Origin of the sequence: Syntrophomonas sp. UBA1041 (assembly GCF_002316705.1) — a bacterium.
Taxonomy (GTDB): domain Bacteria; phylum Bacillota; class Syntrophomonadia; order Syntrophomonadales; family Syntrophomonadaceae; genus DTU019.
Genome location: NZ_DCEA01000072.1, coordinates 36,211 through 61,778 on the forward strand (window position 1 = coordinate 36,211; position 25,568 = coordinate 61,778).

Below are 25,568 nucleotides of genomic sequence, written 5' to 3' on the forward strand. Positions count from 1 at the left end.
CCGGGCTACTGTTTGAAAATTACTAGGGTGGAAGATTCTTGAATTGCCCGCAAGTCAAGAACCTTCCCCACTTGCCTCCGTCAGGCCATCTGAGTTAGCCGCAGATGGCCTGACGTTTTTAGGCCATAAACCAGCGGTTCAAAAAAGAGAAAACCATTTGTTGAACTTGGATAGCTTCCAGCCAGGCTGTGAGGAATTCCAGCATCAGCAGCGCCCCCGGCACTCGCGGAAGTCACGTATATTCTGTAAGGCCTTCCGTTGATCTCCTCCCCGGAACGATTTGTGAATTAATTAACAATAACCCCGATATGGCGGGGATTTATGATGGTGCAAATTATTTTTTTCACAATTTACTGGAAAGTGGCATAGAAATTGCTTGTTTAATCATTAAACAAAATAAATTTTCAGCAACACATGCAGTACCAAAGGAGGCAATGTAATGGACTTCATACTTAACGAAGAGCAGGAAATGATGAAACGAATGGCTCATGAGTTCGCTGCCAATGAAATTGCACCTTATGCCAGCGACTGGGATCACAACCACGTCTATCCTCAGGCGTGCCTTGATAAAATGCACGAACTCGGTTTCCTGGCCATTGGCGTACCCGCCGAATACGGCGGACCTGGACTGGATCACCTGACTCAGAATATAGTTGCAGAGCAAATTGGCTGGGGTGATGCCGGAATTGCGACCATTCTGGTGGGAAGCACTTTATTGGCTACCGATCCCATTCATGCTGCCGCTAATGAAGAACAGAAAAAGGAATGGTTTGGCCGCATGGTCAACGGCGAACTGGCCGCCTTCTGCCTGACCGAACCGGGCGCCGGCTCGGATGCCGGCGGTATTTCCACCCGCTGCAAAAAGGTCGGCGATGAATATATCTTGAACGGCACCAAGCAGTTTATAACCAACGGCGGTACTGCGGGAATGTACCTGGTTATAGCCACTATGGACAAGAAGCTGGGTTCCAAGGGAATGTGCGCTTTTATGGTTGACCGCGATACCCCCGGGATCTCGGTGGGCAAAGTTGAAGATAAGCTGGGAATCAGGACTTCGAATACCACCGAGGTCATATTTGAGGATGTTAAAGTTCCGGCCAAAAACCTGCTAGGCAAAGAAGGACAGGGCTTTTACATCGTAATGAAAACCCTGGATCTCTCCCGGGCCAGCATCGGGGCATGTGCAACCGGTTTAGCCCAGCGCTGCCTGGATGAGGCCCTGGCTTATGCGCAGATGCGCACCCAATTCGGCAAACCGATCTCCAGCTTCCAGGCTATTCAGTTCAAGCTGGCTGATATGGCCATGCGTGTTCAGGCTTCGCGTTTACTCTATTATGAAGCCTCTTCACTGCAGGATATGAATGTGCCCCGTTTCAGCAAAGCTGCTTCCCTATCCAAGGGATTTGGCGGCGACACCGCTATGTACTGCGCCTTAGAAGCAGTGCAGATTTTCGGGGGATACGGTTATACCCGGGATTATCCGGTGGAGAAATTGATGCGCGACGCCAAGATATTCCAGATATATGAGGGCACCGCTGAAGTCCAGCGGATAGTCATAGCCAATGACCTTTTGAAAGGTTAATCTCGTATACAGGGTACGCCAGGTTGGAATCAGACTCTCCGGCAAGCCCTTTTATATGATAGATGGCTTTTACTGCCGACCTTTTGCGGACACAAGTACAAGCAGAGTGCGGCCACCAAAGGAGGAGACCGTGGCGGAGTGGCTGTCAGTCTCGCTATTATTACCCTCATCAATATCCTCATGGATTTGAAATAAAGCGAAACCCAACCAAAATGAAGGCCAGCCCAATTGATTTGATCAATGAGGCTGGCTTTCTTCCGGTGGGGATGAAAGAAAACTTCAGCCTGCATAATATTATTGATACCCAAATTTGTCTCCAGGATCTATAATGTTTTAATAGCCCTAGACTTTTAAATTGACAGGGGGTTGCGATGTCAAAAGTTGCGATTATTCATTGCGATGATTATGAATATGATAAAGTGAGATCCGCAGTAAACCGAGGCCTGGAACTTCTGGGCGGGGTGCGGCAATTTGCCCGCCCCGGGGAAAGAATACTCATTAAGCCCAATCTGCTGGCTGCAGATCCCCCGGAAAGATGCGTGACAACTCATCCCGCCGTCTTTGAGGCAGTGGCGGGGGCGTTTTTGCAGCATGGAGTACAGCTGTCGTACGGTGACTCTCCGGGTTTTGGAGGTCTGAACAAAGCTGCTCAGAAATCAGGCCTGGCTACGATTGCCGCTAAAATGGGCATTGAAACCGGTAATTTCGAAGTGGGCGAGCGCCTCATTTTTAATGAAGGCATCCAGAATAAAAGTTTCGTGATTGCTCAAGCTGCCGCTCGTGCCCAGGGGATAATCAGCCTCCCCAAACTCAAGTCTCACGCTTTGACCACTTTGACCGGCGCCATCAAAAACCAGTTCGGCTGCATCCCCGGACTCCTCAAAGGGGAGTATCATGCCAAGCTGACCGAAATGAAGCAATTCGCGACTATGCTGGTGGATCTGACCGGCTGCTTAAAACCGCGGCTTTACGTTATGGACGCGATTATGGCTATGGAAGGCAATGGCCCCCGCAATGGCAAACCCAGAAAAATAGGGGCATTATTATTCAGCTCTGATCCGGTAGCGATCGACGCTACCGCAGCCAGAATGGTCGGGTTGCTTCCGGACAGCCTGGAGATGATACGAATCGGCCAGCAATACGGCCTGGGCAGGATGGATAAAGAGGCCCTCACCCTTTTGGGAGATGCCCTGGCCCCGCTGGTAATCACGGATTTTCAGCTGGCTCATGCCCGGACCATGGCCAGATTGACCAATAACCGTGTTCGCAACGCCATAGTAGAGCGGCCTGAGATACAAGAAGAAAAATGCATTCGCTGCGGGATCTGCATACAGGTTTGTCCGGCCGCTCCCAAAGCTATACAATGGACAGATGAGGATGAGGACGGAACGCCCGGCGGCGGCAAGCCGCCGTATTACGATTATGACCGCTGTATCCGCTGCTACTGTTGTCAGGAGCTATGCCCCGAAGGCGCAGTTATTTTGCGTACCCCTTTTTTAGGCCAGGCATTTAATCGCTTAAAACCGCCGGTGATATAATATGTTGCTAATAGCTGATTTCATAGGAGGTTGTCGTGTTAATAAGAGAAGCCAAACTGTCCGACGCAGCCAAAATTGCCCGAGTAAATGTGGATACCTGGAAAAGCACCTACCAGGGAATACTGCCTCCGCCACAGCTGGCCCTGGTCACATTTCCTGACCGCAAGCATTACGCCCGGGAAATCATTAAGTCTGCGGATAAAGACATCGTGGTGGCGGAAATAGAGAGCGGCAAAATAGTGGGTTTTGCCGCCTTTGGCCCCGAGCGCGCAGGCGGTTTGCCCTTTAAAGGCGAATTATACGTGATTTATGTTTTAAAATCTTTCCAACGCAAAGGCATAGGCAGCCGGCTGTTGGCGGCGGTGAGAAAAAAGCTTTTGGAAAAGGGCATACACTCTTTTATGGTTTGGGCTTTGCACGACAATCCCTACCAACGGTTTTATCAGACTCTGGGAGGCACCATAGTGTATACCAGAACCCTGGATATCGAGGGTTTTAAAACTCTGGAACGGGCCTATGGCTGGTGGGATATTACTACTATGTTCCAGGAAAATCAGTACCGCAATCACATGCTATAAAAAAACAACATGGTATAACAATTTTCCGCAATAGTAAAATTTTCACAACCACTATATTCCCAATGACCTTGTTAGGTTATTCAGTTATAATAATGCTAATCATCTTTTAAGCTCTGCAAAGGATACCTGATAACATCATTTCGCACCAGAAGTAATACTATCGGGCTTAAAGTTGAAAGGCAATCATTGTAGAGAATATAAGGTGGAGGTGATCTTGTTTTGTCAGAATGGCGCTATGACTTTGAAGAGATTGCCGAAGTACTGGAGGGGCTTATTGAAAGCTGGTACATGTTCTATGTGATCGTCGATAAAGAGGGTTATATTAAAAACATGAACCAGACCCTGCTGCAAGCTATGGAGCTCCGCAAAGAAGACGTAGTGGGAAAATACATTCTGGAAGTTATCCCTGATTGCCAGTTGCCCCGGGTATTAAAAACCGGGCGATCGGTAAGCGCCGACATATGTTGCATAAACGGCAAAGAGACCATCGTCACCGCTTTGCCCATTGTACATAAGGGAGAGGTGATCGGGGCATTATCCCGCAGCCTGTTCCTCGATATGTCCGGCGCCCAGGCTATAATGAAGCGCCTCCAGCAAACCGAGCAAGAATTCTCGGTGATCCTGGACACACTTTTTGAAAACCCCCACCTGGGTTTTGTCATGGTGGATAGGGACGGCATCATAACCCACATCAATACCCCTTTTCTTCAATGTCTGGGCGACCTGCCCAAAGAATCGGTCATAAACCGCTACATCCTCGATGTCATACCCAATTCCGAATTGCCCGAAGTCCTTCGAACCGGGCGCATTGACAAAGCCAAGCTCTGGTATATAAACGGGCAGGAGACCCTGGTGACCCGTATGCCCATCAAAATGGAAGGTGAAGTAGTTGGCGCCATCGGCCACTATTTCATGCTGGACATGTCCGGCGCCCAGGTGTTGATGGATATGCTTGAGGAGAGTGAGCAGCGATTCGTAACCGTTATAAACGGTTTGATCGAAAGCCCCTATCTGGCCTATGTGATTGTGGACAAAAACGCCGCCATCACCTTTATTAACCAGACCTATCTTGATATTCTGGAAAAGAAACGCTCCGAGGTCATCGGAAAGAATATTTTGGAAATCACCCCCCATTCCAAACTGCCCGAGGTCTTGAAAACCGGAAAAGTCTATCAGGCGGATTACTGGCTGGTAAATGGCCGTGAGTTCGTCGTCAACCGGCAGCCCATTGTTGAGAACGGAGAAATCATCGGTGCCATTGGGCACAGTGTAGTTCTGGATATGTCGGGTGTGAAAATACTGACCCGCAAGCTGGAGCAGATCGAAAAAGAATTAAACATTTATAAAGATGAAGTATGGTCGATTTACCGCACCCGCTGGAAATTTTCCGACCTGGTCGGCGACAGTGCCGAGTTTTCCATGACCAAGGATATGGCCCGGCAGTTTGCGGCCACTTCATCGACTCTGTTGATAACCGGTGAAAGCGGCACCGGGAAGGAACTGTTCGCCCAGTCCATCCACAACGCCAGCAGCCGCTCTTCCGGCCCGTTTATTCGCATCAACTGCGCCGCTTTGCCTGAAAACCTGTTGGAATCCGAGCTTTTCGGCTATGAAGAAGGAGCCTTCACCGGGGCCAAAAAAGGCGGCAAGCCCGGCAAATTCGAACTGGCCAAGGGCGGCACCCTGTTCCTGGACGAAATCGGCGATATGCCCATCACCATGCAGACCAAATTGCTTTCGGTTCTGCAGGAGAGGGTGGTGGAAAGGGTGGGCGGCACTACTCCCATCGTAATCAATGCCCGGGTCATAGCGGCCACCAATCGTGATCTGGAAGAATTGGTGGCCAGGCGCGAGTTCCGCGAGGACCTCTATTATCGTTTGAATGTGGTGCGGCTTAGAATACCGCCCCTGCGCAAGCGTCTCGACGACCTTCCGCTGCTGGTAAAATACCTGCTCACCCGCATAAACCGTAATTTGGAGACCAATGTTCCCAATGTATCCCCGCAGGCTTTGCAACTCCTGCAGGGTTATTCCTGGCCGGGAAATGTCCGTGAGCTGGAGAACCTGTTGGAGAGAGCGGTCAATCTGGCCGAGATGGAGGCCTGCGACTGCTTGCTGCCGGCGCATTTTCCTTCTCTATCCCCGCCTGCTGTAATTCCCTTTGTCCTTCCGCAGCAACTGGAACAGGGGCTCACCGAAACCGTGGAGATGATAGAAAAGGAGATCATCTCCCGCACCCTGATCAAAACCGGGGGCAATCGTTCCAAAACCGCCAAAATTCTGGGCATTCACAGTTCTGCCTTGTATCGCAAACTTGAAAAATATGGTCTTAACCGGTAACAGTCCCATCGCCAGACACTTCTATTTATAAAGCGGGCGCGCTGAAGAGATCATTCAGGATAAATCAGCGCGTCTCTACTCTCCTGTTTTGGAAGACCCGTTTCCTTTCCTTCAAGGCCTGCAATACCGAGTATCGCAATCATCCAATACTGCCTTTTATAGCTCACCTAACCCAGAATAGGATAAAAACACGGCTCAAAAGCTGTAGGGAGCCCCGGCCCCGCAGCCCATAAAACCCGCTATTTCGGGATTTGCGCCCGGACGGACTTGATTGGCACGCTTATTGCTCTATAAAAGCCAAAAGGATTAGGAGGAGGATAATGCATGTCAGCAATCAATGAAGTTGTGATGGTCAGCGCATGCCGCACCCCCATTGGAGACTTTCTGGGATCGCTCAAATCAGTCAGAGCCAATGAATTATCGGCTATCACTGCTAGCGAAGCCATCAACCGGGCCGGCATCGAAGCCAGGATGATTGATGAGATAGTCATGGGAATGTGCCTGCATCATGGCAATGGTTCCCTGCCGCCCCGGCAGGTGGCCATGGCAGTGGGTATGAATCCCCGTTCGGGATCGACCATGCTCAGTCAAAACTGCGCCTCCGGCATGAGGGCCGTGGAGGTGGCGGCAAACAGCCTGGCCCTGGGCAAGACCGAAATCGCCCTGGTGGTAGGCACCGAGAGTATGAGCAACATTCCTTATATCCTGCAACAGGGACGCAGCGGCTTCCGCATGGGAGACAGCAAGGCTCAGGATGCCATGCTGTCGGACGGGCTGATATGCGCTTTGGCGGGCGGCCATATGGGCCTGACCGCAGAGAATGTGGCCGAGAAATACGGCATTACCAGGGCTGAATGTGACGAACTGGCAGTCTTAAGCCATAACCGGGCTGCCCAGGCCATCTTCGAAGGGCGTTTTAAAAGGGAAATCGTTCCCGTCAATATCAAGACCAAAAAAGGCACTACCAGCTTCGAAAACGACGAACACCCCATTAGCGGAGCGAATATGGAGGCCATGGCCAAGCTGCCCGCAGCCTTCAAAAAGGAAGGCGTAGTAACCGCCGCCAACGCTTCAGGCATTAATGACGGCTCGGCGGCAGCCGTATTCATGACCAAACAAAAAGCTCAAGAACTGGGCATCAAACCATTGATGAAGCTGATCAACGTTTGTACCGAAGGGGTGGAAGCCAAAGTCATGGGGCTGGGTCCTGCGGTGGCCATACCCAAATGCTTAAAACAGGCTGAAATGGCCTACGACGAGGTGGAATACTGGGAGATCAATGAAGCTTTCGCAGCGCAGTTTATCGGGGTGGATCGTATGATCGGCAAGGAGTTCGGACTGAAGATCGACCTCGACAAGACTAACCACAACGGCTCTGGAATCGCCCTGGGTCATCCGGTGGGATGCACCGCCCTGAGGATCATCGTCAGTCTCTATTATGAGATGGAAAGGTTAAACCTCACCGTCGGGGGGGCTTCCCTGTGCGTGGGCGGAGGCTCTGCCATGGCTTCGCTGTGGACCCGGGATATATAAATGATCAGGCCTTGATTACCAGCTTATCAAATTTGTCCCTAACCCATATACCTCTCCTTTTTTAGATCAGCGGGTGGTGGCCGCGTCAGCTGCCATCATCCGGCCCAAATTTTTCCTTATTTGAAGGCTGTTCCAGGCCGGGAACAGCCGCCTGAAACGGAGGGAATTCAAATATGTCGGCAAATTTCGCTTATCAAAATACCCGCGACTTCGAATTCATTCTTCAGGAATGGCTGCCAACCGAGGAAATATTCAATTATCGGAAATTCGCAGGCTACTATTCCAAAAATGAGGTGAAGGCCTTTTTAGCCCCTATCCTCAGGATGTCTAAAGAGGTCGTCGAGCCTACCAATACCGATGGAGAAAAAAATCCGGTGCGTTTTGAAAATGGGCAGGTAAAAACACCGCCCAGTTTCGGGCCTCTGTTTGCCAAACTGCAGCAAGAAGGCTGGGGCACCAGCAACATCGACGCATCCGAAGATGCTTTGGTGATGCCGCATATCCTGTATGCCATGGTATGGGAGATGTTTAACGCCGCCAACCCCACCTTTGCGCCCTACATCATACTCACCAGCGGGGCGGCCGGCCTGATTCAGAGTTTTGGCACCCAGAGAGTCAAGGAGATGTTTCTGCCCCGCATGATGAATGGGGAATGGTCGGGAACCATGTGCCTGACTGAGCCCAGTGCCGGTTCGGATGTGGGCGATATATTATCCCGCGCCTATCCTACCGAACATCCGGAGATTTTCAAAATAAAAGGACAGAAGATATTTATTACCGGTGGGGACAATGATTTCACCGAGAATATCGTTCATCTCTATCTGGCCCGGGTGGAGGGCGCCCGGCCCGGAACAGCGGGGATATCCCTGTTCGTCGTCCCTAAATACTGGGTTGACGAAGATGGCAGCTTAACTGACAACGATGTGCAGACCACCGGGGTGGAACACAAATTGGGTCAGGCCGGTTCAGTTACCGCGGCCCTTAGCTTCGGGGAGAATAATGGCTGCCGGGGCTGGCTCCTGGGGCCAAATCCCCTGGAGAATGAAGGCCGGGGGCAGGGCATGGCGCAGATGTTCCAGATGATGAACATGGCCCGTCTGGAAACCGGGCATTTGGCCTTATCCTGCATCGCCAACGCCTTTTACAATGCCAGGGACTACTGCAAAGAGCGCATTCAGGGGCGCCTCTTAACCGATCCCAAGGCCGGCCGGGTGCCGATTATAAAGCATGAAGATATCAAACGCACCCTTTTGATGGGCAAAGCCCACGTGGAAGTAATGCGCGCCATGCTCTATAAAACTTATTTCGCTTTCGACGTGCGCTCCCATGATCCCGACCCGCTGAAGCGCCAGCAGGCCAATGACTTGATCGAGGTGGCCACACCGCTGTGCAAGGCTTATCCCAGTGACGAAGGCTGGTGGCTGTGCGGAGAGGCCATACAGGCTTACGGCGGTTACGGCTATTGCGAGGAATACCCGGTAGCCCAGATCGCGCGCGACATCAAGATCTACTCTATCTGGGAAGGCGCCAATTATATTCAGGGGCTGGACCTGGTGGGGCGCAAGATGACCATGAAAAAAGGCAGCGTTTTCGCAGCTTTTATACAGGATATCGAGGAATTCTGCGCCGCCCACCGCGGCGAGGGGATACTTGCCCGCGAATTTGCCCATCTCGACAAAGCCTTATCGGCTTACCGGCAAATTCAGAAAACCCTGCTGGGTTTTGCCGCCCGGCAAAACATGGATCTGGTGGCGGTGTACGCCCGGCGGGTTCTGACCGCTACCGCCCAGCTTTACGGGGGACGCCTTATTCTGGACCAGGCCTGGCTGGCCCAAAAGCGCCTCGGGGAGCTGGAAGCGGATCATTACGACCGGGCCTTTTATCAGGGCAAAGTGGATGCGGCCCGGTATTACCTGCTCAATGTGGTTCCCAATGTGTGGCTGACCGCAGAGGTATTAGCCAGTGAGGACTCCTCCGCTGTAGATATTCCCAGTGAGTCTTTTGATTACTAAGTGGCAAATCAACATTCCCTATACCTAACCATTGTTTGAGCCAGTCCGGGGTTGGCCCGGACTGGCTCGCCTCCCCTTTTGACTGCGGGTCTCCTCTTTTAAGAGACATCCTCTCAAATTAGGATGAAGCCGCAAAGCCTGATGTATCCCCCTGTGCTGTGATCTAAACATTTTGCGGCCATCCCGAAAGGGGTGAAACAGCGCTGCACAGTACCTCGATTTGCGGGGCCGGGAATACGGAAAAATCCCGCAATTAGGGCATTTTGGGCCATTCGGCGAGGGGCTGGCACGATTATTGAATAGGCTTGATACAACCCTGGCCATTCAAAAGGAGGTGATAAGAGGGGGAAGTCCAGACTCACGCAGGAGTTAGATTTTACTACGATTTTATGCAAGGGGGAAAAATAGATGGAATTAAACAAAATAGCGGTAATGGGAGCCGGCACGATGGGACAGGGTATTGCCTGGGCCCTGGCTGCAGCCGGGAAAGAAGTAATACTGTTTGACATTTATCCGGAATACTGTGACAAGGCGATTAAGTCCATCGGCAAAAGCCTGGCCAAACAAGAAGAAAAGGGCAAAGTGCCGGCAGGCGCCGCCGATGCAATTACCGCTAAAATCGAGCCCACCGGCGAATTCGACAAGCTGGCCGAAGCCGATTTCATCATCGAATGCGTTTTTGAAAAAATGGAGATCAAAAAAGAAGTTTACACCCGCCTGGACGCCATTCTCAAGCCTGACATCATAGTGGCCACCAATACATCTTCACTATCTATCACCGAGATCGCCGCTATCACCAAGCGCTCTGACAAGGTCGTCGGCATGCACTTTTTTAATCCCGCCAATGTGATGAAATTGGTGGAAGTGATCCCTGCCGCCCAAACCTCTCAGGAAACCATTGACATCGTGGTGGAATTCTCCAGGGCCATAGGCAAGACCCCGGTTCTGGTCAAAGAAGGGCCGGGATTTGTGGTCAACCGCATCCTGCTGCCGGGCATGAATGAAGCCGCTTTCATTCTCAATGAGGGTCTGGCCAGCGCCGAGGATATTGACACCGCCATGAAACTGGGCGCCGGCTGGCCGATGGGGCCTTTGACCTTATGTGACCTGGTGGGGGTGGATATCGCCCTGGCGGTATGCGAGACGCTCTTTAAAGAGACTGGCGATCCCAAATATCGCCCGGCTCCGCCCTTAAAACAACTGGTGCGCGCCGGCTGGCTGGGGATGAAGACCGGCAAAGGCTTCTATGATTACAGCAAAAAATAGCCGCGGGGTTAACAGCGAGTGATAGGGGGGACAGCCGTGTCATATGAAAACCTGGTACTGGAAAGAGAAAACGACATCGCCATTCTGTACATCAACCGGCCTAAATATTTGAACGCCCTCAATGCCCGGACACTGGAGGAGATCTCTCAAGCGGTGGATGAGGTCAGACAGGACCCGGATATCAAGGTGCTGATAATAACCGGTGCGGGGGATAAATCCTTCGTGGCCGGCGCCGACATCAATTTCATGCTGCCTCTTTCTCCGGCACAAGGAAGATATTTTTCCGACATGGGGGAGAAGGTATTCCGCAAATTGGAACTCATGGAAAAGCCGGTGATCGCAGCGGTCAATGGTTTTGCCCTGGGAGGAGGATGCGAGCTGGCGATGGCCTGCGATGTCCGTCTGGCTGCGGATAATGCGGTTTTCGGCCAGCCTGAAGTGGGGCTGGGCATTATCCCGGGATTCGGGGGCACGCAGCGCTTGCCGCGTCTGATAGGGGAAGGCCGCGCTAAAGAGCTTACCTATACCGCTGACAACATCAAAGCTGAGGAGGCTTACCGGATCGGCCTGGTAAACCATGTCTATCCAGCGGCTGAATTAATGGATCAGGCCAGAAAAATGGCCGCCAGGATTGCTGCCAAAGCGCCCCTGGCGGTGGGCTACGCCAAATTCGCCATCGGCAAAGGCATGCAGGTGGACATCGACACCGCTATGAGCATCGAATCAGATATGTTCGGCATGTGTTGTGCCACCGAGGACAAAAATGAAGGCCTGGGGGCCTTTGTGGAAAAACGCAAACCGCAGTTTAAAAACAGGTAAAATTCCTGGCTGCACCATGGTTTTAACTTTATTAAAAGGGGAGGTTTATTCATTTGAAGGAAATTGTACTGGTCAGCGCATGCAGAACCGCCATAGGTGCCTTTATGGGCAGTTTGAAAGACGTTCAGGCCAAAGAATTGGCTGTAGCGGCGGGAAAAGCCGCCATAGAACGGGCCGGCATCGACATAGGCCTGATCAAGGAATTGGTGATGGGCCAGGTTTATCCCCATGGACAGGGTTCTCTGCCCGCCCGGCAGGTGGCCATGGCCATCGGCCTGCCCATCGACAGCACCGCCGCCAATGTCAACCAGAACTGTGCTTCGGGGATGCGGGCACTTGAAGTCGCAGCCCGCAACATACAGGTGGGGGCCAATGATGCCGCCCTGGTCATAGGGGTGGAGAGCATGACCAATGCCCCATACATGGCCTTGAAAGGGCGCATGGGCTACCGCATGGGCCCGGGCAAGCTGGAAGACGCCATGATCCATGACGGCCTCTTTGACAGCATGATTCCCGGGCATATGGGAATCAGCGCCGAAAATATCGCCGAGAAATACGGCATCACCCGGGAAGAATGCGACCAACTGGCTTTGATGAGCCATCAGCGGGGCACCCGGGCCAGGGACGACGGCAGCTTCCAGCGCGAAATCGTGCCCTTCGAAATAAAAACCCGCAAGGGAAGTACATTCTATGCCACCGACGAGCACATGATCCCCGACGCCAGCCTGGAAAAAATGGCCAAACTGCCGACGGCATTCAAAAAAGGCGGAGTGGTTACGGCTGCTAATGCTTCGGGTATAAACGATGCTGCGGCTGCGGTGGTTATTATGTCCAAAGATAAAGCCCTGGAATTAGGCCTCAAACCCTTAATGAAAATGGTCAATATCTGCCATGCCGGGGTTGCCCCTGAAGTCATGGGATTGGGACCGGCCCTGGCGATTCCCCGCGGCTTGGGTCTGGCTGGTTTCAAATTCGAAGATATCGAGTACTGGGAGATCAATGAAGCCTTTGCCGCTCAATTCCTGGGGGTGGGCCGCATGCTGAAAGAAGACTTCGGCATTGAACTGGATATGGACAAATGCAACCTGAACGGTTCGGGTATCGCGCTGGGTCATCCGGTGGGATGCACCGCCCTGCGCATCGTTGTCAGCCTTTATTATCAGATGGAGAAAATGGGCGCAACCCTGGGCGGAGCTTCGCTTTGTGTGGGAGGCGGTCCGGCCATGTGTTCTTTGTGGACTCGGGATATCTAAATGTTTTGAGGGCGGCTGTGCCCCCTGATGGCCGGGCCGGCAACAGTAAGGAGGTTTGAAAGTGGATTTTAGATTAACTGAAGAACAGGAAATGATGAAACGCATGGCACACGATTTTGCCGCCAATGAAATCGCTCCTTTTGCCAGCGAATGGGATCATAACCATGTATATCCTCAGGATTGTCTTGACAAAATGCAGGAATTAGGATTTATGGCCATAGGTGTACCGGCCGAATACGGCGGCCCCGGGTTGGACCATGTGACTCAAAATATAGTGGCTGAAGAGATCTGCTGGGGGGACGCCGGTATAGGCACCATCATGGTCGCCAGTTCACTATTGGCCACCGACCCCATACATGTGGCCGCCAATGAGGAACAGAAGAAAGAGTGGTTCGGGCGCATCGTAGACGGCGAACTGGGGGCCTTCTGTTTAACCGAACCCGGCGCGGGTTCTGACGCCGGCGGCATTTCCACCCGCTGTGTAAAATCCGGAGATGAATATATCTTGAACGGCTCCAAGCAGTTTATCAGCAACGGCGGAACCGCCGGGATGTATACTGTTCTGGCCACCCTGGACAAGAAAATGGGCAGCAAAGGCATGTGCTGTTTCATGGTGGACCGCAATACCCCCGGTATCACGGTGGGCAAGGTGGAGGATAAACTGGGCATCAGAACCTCCAATACTACCGAGGTCATTTTTGAGGATGTGCGGGTTCCGGCCAAAAACCTGATCGGCAAGGAAGGCCAGGGTTTTTATATCATTATGAAGACCCTGGATATCTCCCGGGCCAGCATAGCCGCTATGGCAACCGGGGTGGCCCAGCGCTGCCTGGACGAATCCCTGGCCTATTCACAGCTTCGCACCCAATTCGGCAAACCCATCTCCAGTTTCCAGGCCATACAGTTCAAGCTGGCCGACATGGCCATGCGCATCCAGGCCTCACGCCTGCTCTATTATGAGGCATCTTCTTTGCAGGACATGGAAGTGCCCCGTTTCAGCAAATCGGCATCGCTGGCCAAGGCCTTTGCCGGCGACACCGCTATGTTCTGCGCCATAGAAGCGGTGCAGGTATTCGGCGGCTATGGCTATACCCGTGAATACCCGGTTGAAAAACTGATGCGTGACGCCAAGATATTCCAGATCTATGAAGGCACCGGCGAAGTGCAGAGACTGGTCATCGCCGGCGATCTCTTGAGAGGTTAATTTGGGGCAGCCCCGGCGCCGGACGACCGCCCCGTTTCAAAACCACCCGGCAATAAGAAAAAGAGGAGGAGGAGTCCCAATGAAATACGCGGAGGAATATCAAAAGAAACTGGTTAGCGCCGACGAAGCTGTGAAAGTGGTCAAATCCGGAGACAAGGTCCAATATGGGGAATTCATGATGAATTCTCATGTGCTGGATGCCGCCCTGGCCGCGCGCAAAGACGAGTTGTTCGATGTCAAGGTGAGCACCGTGGTGTGTCCTTTCCCGGTGCAGATCGCCCAGGTGGATCCCACCATGGAGCACTTCACCTTTACGGACCTGCATTTCAGCGGGGCCAGCCGCAAACTGCATGACAAAGGGCTGTGCTACTACACCCCCCTGACCTACCACTACACCCCGGAATGGTACAATCGCGGCTATGTAGATGTGGATGTGGCCATGATCAAAGTGGGTCCCATGGATGAATTCGGGTATTTCAGCCTGGGGACTTCACACTCCATAACCTCGGCAACCACCCGCGCTGCCAAGAAAATCGTCGTAGAGGTGTGCAATGCTGTTCCCCGCACTTTTGGCGGCTATTACGAAACCATCCACATCTCCAAGGTGGATTACATCGTGGAAGGCGACCACCGTCCCCTGATACAGCTGCCCACCATCCCCGTCAACGACGTGGATAATAAAGTGGCGGAGATCATCGTCAATGAGATTCCTGACGGAGGCTGCATACAGCTGGGCATCGGCGCCATGCCCAATGCCATCGGTTCAATGATTGCCAAGTCCGACATCAAGGATCTGGGGGTGCACACCGAGATGCTGGTGGACTCCTATGTCGACATGCATGAGGCCGGACGCATCACCGGCAAGCGCAAACAGATCGACCGGGAAAAGATGGTGTTCACTTTCGCCATGGGGACTAACAAACTTTACAACTTCCTGGATAACAACCCCGAATGCGCCATGTACCCGGTTGACTACACCAACAACCCTTGGGTCATCGCGCAGAACGACAATGTCATGGCCATCAACAACGCCATCGAAATCGACCTGTATGGGCAGGTATGTTCTGAATCCTCCGGGATCAGGCATATCACCGGAACCGGCGGGCAGTTGGATTTCATCATGGCTCCTTCAAATCCAAAGGCGGCAAGGGCTTCATCTGCCTTAGTTCCACCGTCACCGGTAAAGACGGCGAACTGATCTCCCGGGTGGTTCCCACCCTGCCCACCGGGGCTATCGTCACCGTGCCGCGCACTATTGTGACCTATGTGGTGACAGAGTACGGGATCGTCAATCTGCAGGGCAAATCCACCTATGAAAGGGCGGAGGCTCTCATCAATATCGCCCATCCGCAGTTCCGGGATGATCTGGTCAAACAGGCTAATGATATGGGTATCTGGCACCGGACCAATAAGATCGTTTAGGCGGGACGGACTTGATTGGCTTTGGCGTCATCAACTGAGGACCATACCTCCAGATGTTCGTAGCTTAGTGCACTGTTAACGGGCTTTGAGCCCCTGCGGCATATGGCTATCGGCGGAGGCTGCCAGTAGTACTGGCGGCCTCCCTTCTATTTTCTGCCGAGATTTAGCTGATTTCCAGGTATCAAGGTATAATATGTATATATGGCATAAACTTGAAAGGGAGGAATGAAAGTGGCAGTTCAGATAACTGAAGGGGTGTACTGGTTGGGAGTACAGGATCCGGATCTCCGCTATTTCGACATCGTGATGAAGACCGACTCCGGAACCACCTATAATGCCTACCTGGTAAAGGGTGAGAACGGAGCGGCCCTTATCGATGCCGTTAAGGAGCCCTTTTTTGAAGAATATCTCAGTTCCCTGCGTGAAGTGACAGATCTGGAGCAGGTGAAATATCTGGTGATCAACCATACCGAACCAGACCACTCTGGAGCGGTGCAAAAACTGCTTGAAGTAATGCCGCATCTGACTATCGTGGCCAGCGGTACGGCTCTGGAATTCCTGAAAGAGGTGTGCCGGAGGCCATTTAATTGCCAGCCTATTGTGAAAGGGTACAAAATCGAACTGGGCGGCAAAACCTTGAGCTTCTTGAGCGCCCTGCTCTTGCACTGGCCGGACAACATTTTTACCTACTTGCAGGAAGATAAGATTTTGTTTAGCGGGGACTGCTTCGGCAGCCATTTCACCGGCCCCCATCTCTTCAACGATGAAATTGAAGCTGAGCTTTTCCCGGCTTTCAAATATTACTATGACGGTATTATGTCCCCTTTCAAAAAATATGTCATCAAGGCTCTTAACCGGCTGGAGAGGGTGGATATCGGCATGATTTGCCCCGGGCACGGCCTCATACTGCGGCAAAATCCCCATGATTATATGAATCATTACCGCCAGTGGTCTGAACCGGTTCAGCCTTCAACGCAAATAAAAGTGGTGATCGCTTACGCCAGTGCCTACGGGTATACTAAAATGCTGGGGGAGCATATTGAAGCCGGTATGCTTGAGAACGGCGGCATAGAGGTCAAATGGTTCGACCTCATCTACAGCACCCCTGAAGAGGTGATGGCTGAACTGGAGGGGGCGCGGGGGCTCCTGATCGGTACGCCCACATTAAACAAAGACGCGGTATTGCCGGTCTGGCAACTGTTGGCCCATCTCTCCCCGGTCACCCACGGCGGAATGATCGCCGCCGCCTTCGGCTCATACGGGTGGAGCGGGGAAGGGGTTCCCCATGTGGAATCCCGCCTGCGGATGCTGCGCATGAAACTGATGCCCGGGATAAGGGCGCGCTTAAAACCTGCTCCCGAGCAACTGGAGGCGGCCCAGGCCTGGGGCCGGGACTTTGCGGCAGCCCTGAAAGGGGACGAGAGCAGGCTGCAAACCGGCTTGAGCTATCAAATTGAGATCAACCCGCATTATGGCAAAGACAACCCGGAGTACCCCCGAATCTATCAGAACGAAGATATTATCGTCTATTGGAACCCGGAGTTGTGCACTCACGACACCAATTGCTTCGATACCCTGGGTACGGTCTTTAATCCGGCCCGGCGCCCCTGGGTCGACATAAACGGCGATTCCCCGCTGAACATAATCAAAACCATTGACCGCTGCCCGTCCGGTGCGTTAAAGTACGGGCTTCCCGAAGGCTCGCGAGTAAGCGGGGCCATAGCTTGCGGTCCAGGTTTCATTCATAAAAAAACCGGATCATAATTGAACTTCCTAACCGCTTTACTCTGACCCGTTGATAACTTTTAAAGGGCAACCGGCCCTGGCAATACTGGTTAAGGCCCTAGCCGGTTGCCATGCGCTTGAACTCCAGTAGCCGGCGGAGCGGGGATTCTGAAAACAGGTGGCGCACCGTGCTTTCCTTCTGAATATGCTAATAGTGGAAGTTAGCGTGGAAGGGGGATAATATGAAAATCGGAATCGATCCCGGTCATGGCGGCGAGGATCCGGGCGCAGTAGGTCCGGGGGGGACATATGAGAAGGACGTAAACCTGGCCATTGCCCAGAGGGTACAGTTTTTGTTGAGCAGGATGGGAATCGAAACCCTGATGACCCGAAGTGATGACAGTTCCAAGAGCCTGATGACAAGATCCAACTCACTCAATGGCGCCAGGGTTGACTTTGCCATAAGCATACACTGCAACTCTTCGGCCAATCCCGGCCCCAACTATATCAGCACGTATATTCAGGCGGCTGGCGGAGAGGCAGAACTCTTGGCGATGCGGGTGCAGGCCAGAATGGCCCAAAGTACCGGTTGGCCCGATGGCGGAGTCAGAATTCAAAACCTGCACATGACCCGCGAAACACAAATGCCGGCTATCCTTTGCGAATGCGGCTTTATCAGCAACCCCGCTCAAGAACTCATGCTTAAAAGCAGCGAGGTTCAGACCCGCATTGCCAGGGCCATAGTTGACGGCATCAGCGAATTCCTCAATATCGAAACAGGGCCGCCTGCCGTTGAGCAGTGGAAGCAAGATATCATGGAGCAGGCTATGAAGGAAGGTTTGGTTAAATCCGAGCACGACGCTGAAGAGGCGGCTCCCAAGTGGTTTGTGCTGCAGGTGGCCTTAAACCTGCTTGACGCCCTGCGAAAAACGTGATCATTGTCTAGTGCAGGAATGAATTTATCATGACTTTCCGGCTCAAGCTTAAGCCCCCTTCAAAGGGGGCTTAAGTCGTTCATTTATAAATGCCGGGTGATATTTAAGGAGCAGCGACTAACCAGGCATTCCCGCGTCAGGCTATCGCTTTACCCCTTGGCCGGAGTTTAACAGCCCACTGCCAGGGCACTAATACTCACATTGGTGATGGAGACACTTTGAATGTTGAATGACTGAACATCAGCCACCTCGACAACATAGGTGCAGCAGTCCGGACAGTTCTGACATTCACACCAGTTGAAACCGAAGCTTTCACGGAAATCGACCTCTATACAACCATTTGACAGTGCAGATGAGGCGACGTCTTCGCCCGCTGCACCATAAAGCAGGCCGAAGGCTACTGTTTTCTGATATGTCCAGCTTCCCAGCGGAATGCGGTCGCCATCACAGACCTTGCTGAGTGTGAACAGAATAGATAGAGAGAGCCCTCCCAATCCTACATCTGCCAGTAAATTGATCACACTGGAGAAATCTACTTTAACGGATGGTTTCTCCAGTTTTCTGGTATCCAGGGTAACAGTGCCTACAACCACTTTAGCCGGCGTAAAACCCAGCGGTACAGGCCCGCTTATCAATGGCAAAGCCACGCCGGATCCGGTACCACAGGCCAGCACGATGTCTTTTTTTTCCGGGGGATTATCATAGCAGTCTCCGCCATTCGGGACTTTAAATTTGGGTGTCAATTGAATCTACCTCCTATTAATTATTGAGGAATTAAAACCATTAACCCGGGGCGCTTTTCCCTGACTGGAATAAAAGCATTATTCTGCCATTTATACCGTATTCTATTCATAATGATTCCGGCTTGTTACCGGGGACAAATGGCCACAGGTGCATCTTCCAAACTATAAGCCCCCGGGATGGGGGCTTTTATTGGCTGAGATGAAAGCTCCATGCCCTTTAGTCCACTGCCAAGGCGCTGATGCTGACATTGGTGAGCGATGCCGAAGTGATGCCGAAAGAATTAATATTTACGATTTCGACTACGTAAGTGCAGCATTCGGAAGGGCAAGGATCGCATTCGCAGAACGAGAAATTAAAGGGCTGCCGATAATCGATTTGCAACCCCAGGCCATAACTTTGTTGTGGCTGTACCTCGGCAAGGTCTCCGCCTATACCCACCGATTTCTTATAAGTCCAGGTTCCCAGATGCACTTTGTTGCCGTCACAGATCTTGCTGAGACGGAAATCAATCGAGAACAAAAGCCCAACAACGTACTCATTCAGGTTAATCAAGAAATTGACCACACTGGAGAAATCAACTTTTACGGTAGGCTGGACCATGCCGGAAGTGTCCAGATTGACTGTTCCCGCTACCAGTGCGTTGCCGGGGATGGCGCCGCCCACCCTATCGACAACTAAACCGGCACCGTCAGATACAGGCAAAGACAGGCCGGCAGCATTTCCGCAGACAAATTCGACCGACTTTTTTTTATGAGGATAATGCTTGGGCTTAGGCTGGGGACGGGAACAGCAGAAATCAGCATTATCGGGCATGGGATAATCATATTCAGGATCAGCAGAACAGGGAATTGCATGGCGAGGCTTTTTCAAATCAGGCACTCAAATAACCTCCTTAATAATAATTGGGCTGATAAATAGTAATCATTATTACCTTTATTGGAACAAAAACATTATTCTCCCATTTCTACCGTTATTGTATTCAGAATCCTTTGAAGTTGTTACCGGGGCGGTTGTCGAGTGTGTCTGATTCTAGTTGAATGGCTATTTATATGAAAAAAACTATATTTTGTAAAAAATAAATTGCGACAAGTATTTGATTATCCTGGAATTATCAGTTAAACTGTTTTTAGCCCTATAACATGCGGATGAACGAACCTTCTCGATTGCTTCAATTCTAGGGGAGTAACAGATGATAGGCGCTTCCCTTGGTAGGGCAATAATCAAGGAGGTTTTTGTATGTATTCTGACAAAACGTTGAGCTGTAAGGATTGTGGTCGTGATTTTGACTTTACTGCTTCTGAGCAGGAATTTTATGCACAGAAAGGGTTCACCAATGAACCTGGCCGGTGCCCGGAATGCCGTGCTGCACGGAAATCCCAAATGGGGAACCGCGGCGGCGGGTATGGTCAGTCAGACCGTCAGATGTATGCGGCAGTTTGCGCCACCTGCGGCAAAGAAACAACCTTACCGTTCAAGCCCAGTGGGGACAGACCGGTATACTGCAGAGACTGCTACAAACCGCAACCCCGTAGAAACAGCTGGTAAACCGCTGAACTGAAACTCCCCGGATTCGCTTCCGGGGAGTTTACTTATTTTTAGCGGAAGTATTGTGAAATCTACCCGCAACTATAGGTGAAAAAGGGAACGGAAATAGGAAATGGTTGTTTCTAATCCTTGCGTGAGCGGGACGGCGTATCCCTTATTGAAATTGCCTCTACCAGCCCGGATGCAGGTAGTAGTATAGTATATTAACGAAGATTATAATGTTTATTAAGACCGCAGTATTAATTCAGGTATTTCCATGTTGCTGAACAGACTCTCTCCGCAGAGGCCCGCTCATGACTATAGCAGAAATTGTTGCCCGTCAACGCGATTATTTTCTTACTGATGCAACCAAACCGGTGGCCTTCCGCACGGCTGCCTTAAAAAGGCTGCAAAGAGGCATTGTGCAGCACGAGGCCAATTTACTGGCAGCCTTGAAACAAGACTTGAACAAATCGGATTATGAAGGATACATGACCGAAGTGGGCCTGGTCTTATCGGAGCTGCGGTTCGCCTTAAAACATATCAAAAAATGGACCAAGCCCCAAAAGGCGCCAACCCCCCTGACGCAATTTCATGCCCGGAGCTTCATCATAGCAGAGCCCTATGGGGTGGCCCTTATCATTTCTCCCTGGAACTATCCTTTTCAGCTCAGCCTTGAACCCCTGGTAGGAGCCATCGCTGCCGGCAACTGCGCTATCGTCAAGCCTTCCGAGCATGCGCCGCATACCAGCCGGGTGGTGGCAGAACTTATAGCGTCTTGCTTTCCCCCTCAGTACATCACCGTGATCGAGGGCGGCCAAGAGCAGAGTGAGCAGCTGCTGACTCAGAAATTGGATTATATCTTCTTCACCGGGGGCATTGAGGTGGGAAAAGTAGTCATGGAGGCCGCCTCCCGGAATCTTACCCCGGTTAGCCTGGAGCTGGGTGGAAAAAGCCCCTGCATAGTAGATCAGACCGCCGACCTTAAAATCGCGGCCCGGCGGCTGGCTTTCGGCAAATACCTGAATGCCGGCCAAACCTGTGTGGCTCCGGACTATCTGCTGGTTCACCACAGCGTAAGGACTCGTTTCATCAGTTTCCTTAAAGAAGCCCTGGAGGATTTTTTTCCTGACCGGAATTATGCCAATCTGCCGGCAATAATCAATGACAGGCATTTTGACCGCCTGTTGGGACTGATCAAAGATGAGAACATCCTGCTGGGCGGACGCAGTGATCCTCAAAGCCGATTCATCGAACCCACCGTAGTCGGCGATGTCTCGCCCGCCTCCCCGCTGATGCGGGAAGAGATCATGGGCCCCATCCTGCCGGTCATGAGCTTTGAAAACCTGGATGAGGTCATAGCCATCGTCAGATCCATGCCCCAGCCCCTGGCCCTGTATTTGTTCAGCTCTGACCGGGCTGCGGAAAAACGCATATTGAGCAGCCTGTCTTTTGGCGGCGGCTGCATAAACGATACCGTGATCCACCTGACTTCCCCCCACCTGGGCTTCGGCGGAGTAGGGGACAGCGGAATGGGCTGTTACCACGGCAAGTACAGCTTCGATACCTTTACCCATTACAAGAGCATTCTGAAGAAATCCAACTGGATCGATCTGCCCATGCGCTATCATCCCTATACAGCAAGCAAGTCGAGACTGTTGCGCCTGTTTTTGAAATAGGGGATATTAAGGCCGGGCAGTTGAAGGCGATCATAGCTCTCAAACATCTATAATATTCGCAGATAATGTGCTGATAAAGCACTAAAGGCGAAATACCTTCATATTCAGGTTAAAAAACCTTCTTCCAGGCAATCATTTGAATATAAATACACTTTAGGACGGGGGGAGCATCTTTTGCTATGTCCCTGTTTAATAAAATCTCTTCCATGAAATTCGGCATAGTTTTGCTGGGTTTAATCGGCGTTATGTCCGCATTAGGAAGCCTGGTATCACCCGATAATTTCTACAAAACTATGCAGTTTAAGCTGCTGCTGGCGTTGTTAATTATCAACCTGATGTTTTGTACCAACAGGCAGATCATGCAGTTGTTTAAGCGGGCTGGAAGAACTGCTAAACCAAAAAACAAAGTCGCGAGATTCGGAAACGTTTTGATTCATGCCGGCATCTTGCTTGTAATGGTAGGGGGAGCTTTAAATGCGCATTACGGCAAAGCATTAGAAGTTAGTATCGCCGAGGGCGGGACTGTTGACATATCAACTTTAATGCCAACCCGTGAGCCGCTGCAAGTACAACTGCAGCAAATTTCAATCGAATATAATGCGGACGGCTCACCGGCGCAGTATAGTTCAGTGATAAATGCAGGGGATGGGGTTCGCGATCAGGGACACTATATCATCAGTGTCAACCACCCCTTGACTCATGCCGGCATCAAAGCCTATCAGCAAAGCTTGGGTTATCAGATCAAAATGCAAAGCAATTTTGGCCCCGATCAGCTTTTGCATATTGGACAGATATTATCCATACCCAATACTGAGCGACAGATTCGTATAAATGGATATGCCCCCAATTTTGATCCTTACCGAGCGGTTGACCCGTCCCTCAGGCCAGATAATCCCCAAGTAATAATATCTGTTTATGAAAGAGGGGTAGCGCTCGGCACCGGAATTGCTTCCTTTAATCAAACTATCAAGATCGCAGACGATACATATATTACTTTTACCGGAGTGCAACCATTTACGGTTCTAAGGCTGAAATCAGACCCGGGCATACCTTACGCAGCTGCCGGTGCTTTGTTGCTTGTCGGAGGAATCTGTTTTGGTTTGCTCTACAAGCCTTTGGGGGTTGATGCGAACAGTTCGGATGTGCAGGGCGGTCTAGGCAGCGAGGCGGTTCTCAACCAAAACCAGCGCTGTGATTCAGTTAACGGGAGGCTGAAATATTGACATCGGCTGTATATATTGCCCTGGTATTTTACCTGATTTCTTCTATTACATTTTTCTGGAGCGGTTTTAAGAATAGTTTGGAAAAAATGGCTTTTTCATTGGCTGCAGCTGGTCTTGCCTTCAACCTGGTTATCCTGGTGATGCGCGGCAGAATAAGCGGCAGGCTCCCACTTTCCAGCGGATATGACTTTCTGTTAACTTTTATTTTCATAACCGTATTGATGTTTTTAATATATGCAGCCAAATATCCGGTGAGGAACGCCGGAGGGCCGGTCATTATGATTGCCGCACTATTGCTCTCAGCTGCAGCCTTTATCATGCCTGATAAATCAAGCGGTTTAGCGCCGCTCCCGCCCGCATTGAGAAGCCCCTGGCTGACAGTTCATGTTTTGACTGCGGCTGCCTCCTATAGTGGCTTCACGTTGGCAGCCGGATTAGCCGCAGTGCAGCTCCACAAGTTGAATCAGATCAGAGAGGAAACGATTTACAGGGTTGTGTCCTTGAGCTTTGCCTTATTGTCATTATCGATTGTCTTTGGAGCGGTTTGGGCCGAACAGGCCTGGGGCAGCTACTGGTCATGGGATCCCAAAGAGACCTGGGCTTTGGTCACATGGATTGTTTATGCCGTCTATCTTCACCTGCACCGGCAGTCAAAGTGGCGGGGAAAGCCGTCTAACCTTCTGGTGGTAGCAGGATTCATTATAGTTCTCTTCACATTTTTTGGCGTGACTTATCTATTTAGCGGCATGCATAGCTATTCTTAAAGCTGAATTCAGGGATAAGGCTGCTCTGATATTTATCTCTTGTTAGGGTTGAATATGAATGGTTACACTGTGTATTTCCGGATTTCTCCGACATATCTTTTTTAAGGATTCCGGCGATTTTGGTGAAGGCGGTTAAAGTATCTAAGGTCGAATCATTGCCGAATACCAAACGATAATCAGGGCAACCTATGCATACAAATTTTTCTGGAGGTTGGCGGTATGCGTATATCGAATCGATCAGGTATTATCTGGGGTGTTGTGGCGTTGCTGGTTGTTATTGCAGGTATATGGCTGTATCAGGCTGTTGCTGGAAACCGTGATCGCAATAGCAATGTAGCTAAAAAACCCCAGGAAGAATCTTCTCAATCGACGCAAACACTTGTCATGCAGGGAATGGATGTCTTTAGATATGATACCTATGGTAATGAATATTACTTCACCGATACCCTGAAACTACCTTTTGAAACCCTGCTGGCCACCCCGGCAGATACTCGTGAAAAGACCCTGGGGGTGATGACCGATAATACTGGTAAAGTGGTTGGCATTCAAGAAGTGACAGGCGATGACGGCAAGAAACGTTGGGGTATCACCTGCGCGTTTTGCCACAGTGTTGTGAATCAAAATGGCGAGCGCTTGGACGGCATCCCTAATACCCGTTTGAATGTGGGTGCAATACTGGCTCTTTCTCCGGCTCTCGACAACGCCAAAAAAAAGCAGCTCCTTAGTTGGGGTCCAGGTCGACTAGACGTTACATTTAACAATGAAGCCGAGGACGGGGTTAACAATCCTGCAGTGATGGAAGCGGCTTTTGGGACCAAGGGAATAAAATACTTCAATTGGAATGGCAGCTTTGAAAGTGCTGCCGAGCGCAGCCATTTCACCATGGATATTGTCGGACATGGTAATGGGGAATTTAAACCTCCAGAAAAGTGGGGAATCACAAACCAGGATCTGGGAGATGGAATCGACTTGATCGGTCCCAAGATGCCAGCAGTTGTTGCTTATCTGGAGTCTATTGATCCACCGGCACCGAACCCGGGTTCTTTTGACCAGGCCAGGGCTGCCAGTGGAGAAGCAATATTCGAGGGCAAAGCTAACTGAACCAAGTGCCACACCCCCCCGTTGTTCACTAACAACGAAAAGGTCAAACCTGAAGTGGTGGGAACCGATCCTGCTCATGCCAACTCCCCGGTTTTTAAGGACGGGACCTATAAAGTGCCGCAATTGCGCGGGGTTTGGGCGGTTGCCCCCTATTTTCATGACGGCAGCGCTAAAACTTTGATGGACGTCGTCAACCACTATGACCAGCAATTTAAACTTGATTTAAGTGAAGCTGAGAAAAGCGATCTGGTGGAATATCTAAAATCGCTGTATTAAGAATAATTTGACGCACCTCCTTTAGTGAAGAAGTGGGGGCATCATAAATG

The 25,568-nt window shown here is 51.3% G+C and carries 20 protein-coding genes and 1 pseudogene; 19 read left to right on the forward strand and 2 right to left on the reverse strand.

Going from position 1 to position 25,568, the window contains the following annotated elements; all coding sequences use genetic code 11:
* Positions 1-439 precede the first annotated feature (439 nt).
* From B2633_RS11470 to B2633_RS11530, 13 genes and pseudogenes are all read left to right on the forward strand, one after another.
* A complete protein-coding gene (locus tag B2633_RS11470; RefSeq protein WP_483170802.1) occupies positions 440-1,582 on the forward strand; it encodes an acyl-CoA dehydrogenase family protein in 1,143 nt (380 codons plus the stop codon).
* Between the two features lie 371 nt (positions 1,583-1,953).
* A complete protein-coding gene (locus B2633_RS11475) occupies positions 1,954-3,120 on the forward strand; it encodes a DUF362 domain-containing protein (protein ID WP_483170803.1) in 1,167 nt (388 codons plus the stop codon).
* Positions 3,121-3,155: 35 nt separating this feature from the next.
* Positions 3,156-3,698, forward strand: a complete 543-nt coding sequence (locus B2633_RS11480) for a GNAT family N-acetyltransferase (protein WP_483170804.1) — start codon at positions 3,156-3,158, stop codon at positions 3,696-3,698.
* Between the two features lie 219 nt (positions 3,699-3,917).
* On the forward strand, positions 3,918-6,038 hold the full coding sequence (locus tag B2633_RS11485) for a sigma 54-interacting transcriptional regulator (protein WP_483170805.1): 2,121 nt from the start codon (positions 3,918-3,920) through the stop codon (positions 6,036-6,038).
* A gap of 324 nt (positions 6,039-6,362) precedes the next feature.
* Positions 6,363-7,571, forward strand: coding sequence for a thiolase family protein (locus B2633_RS11490; RefSeq protein ID WP_483170807.1), 1,209 nt, complete (start codon positions 6,363-6,365; stop codon positions 7,569-7,571).
* A 173-nt stretch (positions 7,572-7,744) separates the two neighbouring features.
* The gene (locus B2633_RS11495; protein ID WP_483170808.1) at positions 7,745-9,583 is read left to right on the forward strand and encodes an acyl-CoA dehydrogenase family protein; all 1,839 of its coding nucleotides are present in this window, start codon (positions 7,745-7,747) and stop codon (positions 9,581-9,583) included.
* A 408-nt stretch (positions 9,584-9,991) separates the two neighbouring features.
* Positions 9,992-10,849: a 3-hydroxyacyl-CoA dehydrogenase family protein gene (locus tag B2633_RS11500; protein ID WP_483170809.1), complete on the forward strand. Its 858-nt coding sequence runs from the start codon at positions 9,992-9,994 to the stop codon at positions 10,847-10,849.
* Between the two features lie 36 nt (positions 10,850-10,885).
* Entirely contained in the window at positions 10,886-11,668 is a 783-nt protein-coding gene (locus tag B2633_RS11505; RefSeq protein WP_481037808.1) for a short-chain-enoyl-CoA hydratase, read from the forward strand.
* Positions 11,669-11,715: 47 nt separating this feature from the next.
* Entirely contained in the window at positions 11,716-12,921 is a 1,206-nt protein-coding gene (locus B2633_RS11510; protein WP_483170836.1) for a thiolase family protein, read from the forward strand.
* A 61-nt stretch (positions 12,922-12,982) separates the two neighbouring features.
* Positions 12,983-14,125, forward strand: coding sequence for an acyl-CoA dehydrogenase family protein (locus tag B2633_RS11515; RefSeq protein WP_481037809.1), 1,143 nt, complete (start codon positions 12,983-12,985; stop codon positions 14,123-14,125).
* Between the two features lie 79 nt (positions 14,126-14,204).
* Positions 14,205-15,547, forward strand: a pseudogene (locus B2633_RS11520) (acetyl-CoA hydrolase/transferase family protein).
* A gap of 231 nt (positions 15,548-15,778) precedes the next feature.
* Positions 15,779-17,311, forward strand: a complete 1,533-nt coding sequence (locus B2633_RS11525) for an oxygen-binding di-iron domain-containing protein (RefSeq protein WP_483170810.1) — start codon at positions 15,779-15,781, stop codon at positions 17,309-17,311.
* A gap of 203 nt (positions 17,312-17,514) precedes the next feature.
* A complete protein-coding gene (locus B2633_RS11530; RefSeq protein ID WP_483170811.1) occupies positions 17,515-18,207 on the forward strand; it encodes an N-acetylmuramoyl-L-alanine amidase family protein in 693 nt (230 codons plus the stop codon).
* A gap of 167 nt (positions 18,208-18,374) precedes the next feature.
* Here B2633_RS11530 and B2633_RS11535 read toward each other — a convergent pair whose 3' ends face one another.
* Together B2633_RS11535 and B2633_RS11540 are read right to left on the reverse strand one after the other, a co-directional pair.
* On the reverse strand, positions 18,375-18,950 hold the full coding sequence (locus tag B2633_RS11535) for a DUF4489 domain-containing protein (RefSeq protein WP_483170812.1): 576 nt from the start codon (positions 18,948-18,950) through the stop codon (positions 18,375-18,377).
* Positions 18,951-19,167: 217 nt separating this feature from the next.
* Positions 19,168-19,830, reverse strand: coding sequence for a DUF4489 domain-containing protein (locus B2633_RS11540; protein ID WP_483170814.1), 663 nt, complete (start codon positions 19,828-19,830; stop codon positions 19,168-19,170).
* 357 nt (positions 19,831-20,187) lie between these two features.
* Between B2633_RS11540 and B2633_RS11545 the strand changes: the two genes are divergently transcribed.
* The 6 genes from B2633_RS11545 (at position 20,188) to B2633_RS11570 (ending at position 25,518) form a co-directional block, all read left to right on the forward strand.
* On the forward strand, positions 20,188-20,496 hold the full coding sequence (locus B2633_RS11545) for a zinc-ribbon domain containing protein (RefSeq protein WP_481037815.1): 309 nt from the start codon (positions 20,188-20,190) through the stop codon (positions 20,494-20,496).
* Positions 20,497-20,789: 293 nt separating this feature from the next.
* A complete protein-coding gene (locus B2633_RS11550) occupies positions 20,790-22,154 on the forward strand; it encodes an aldehyde dehydrogenase (protein WP_483170816.1) in 1,365 nt (454 codons plus the stop codon).
* Positions 22,155-22,333: 179 nt separating this feature from the next.
* Positions 22,334-23,377 (forward strand): cytochrome c biogenesis ResB family protein, encoded by a 1,044-nt coding sequence (locus tag B2633_RS11555; protein ID WP_483170817.1) that lies wholly within the window; start codon positions 22,334-22,336, stop codon positions 23,375-23,377.
* Complete coding sequence (gene ccsA / locus B2633_RS11560; RefSeq protein ID WP_483170818.1) at positions 23,374-24,141, forward strand: cytochrome c biogenesis protein CcsA; 768 nt, start codon at positions 23,374-23,376, stop codon at positions 24,139-24,141. Before B2633_RS11555 ends, ccsA begins: the two co-directional genes overlap by 4 nt.
* A 219-nt stretch (positions 24,142-24,360) precedes the next feature.
* Positions 24,361-25,242: a hypothetical protein gene (locus tag B2633_RS11565; RefSeq protein ID WP_483170819.1), complete on the forward strand. Its 882-nt coding sequence runs from the start codon at positions 24,361-24,363 to the stop codon at positions 25,240-25,242.
* A gap of 21 nt (positions 25,243-25,263) precedes the next feature.
* Positions 25,264-25,518 carry a c-type cytochrome gene (locus B2633_RS11570; RefSeq protein WP_483170820.1) on the forward strand — a complete coding sequence of 85 codons (255 nt, stop codon included), beginning with the start codon at positions 25,264-25,266 and terminating at the stop codon, positions 25,516-25,518.
* Positions 25,519-25,568 lie beyond the last annotated feature (50 nt).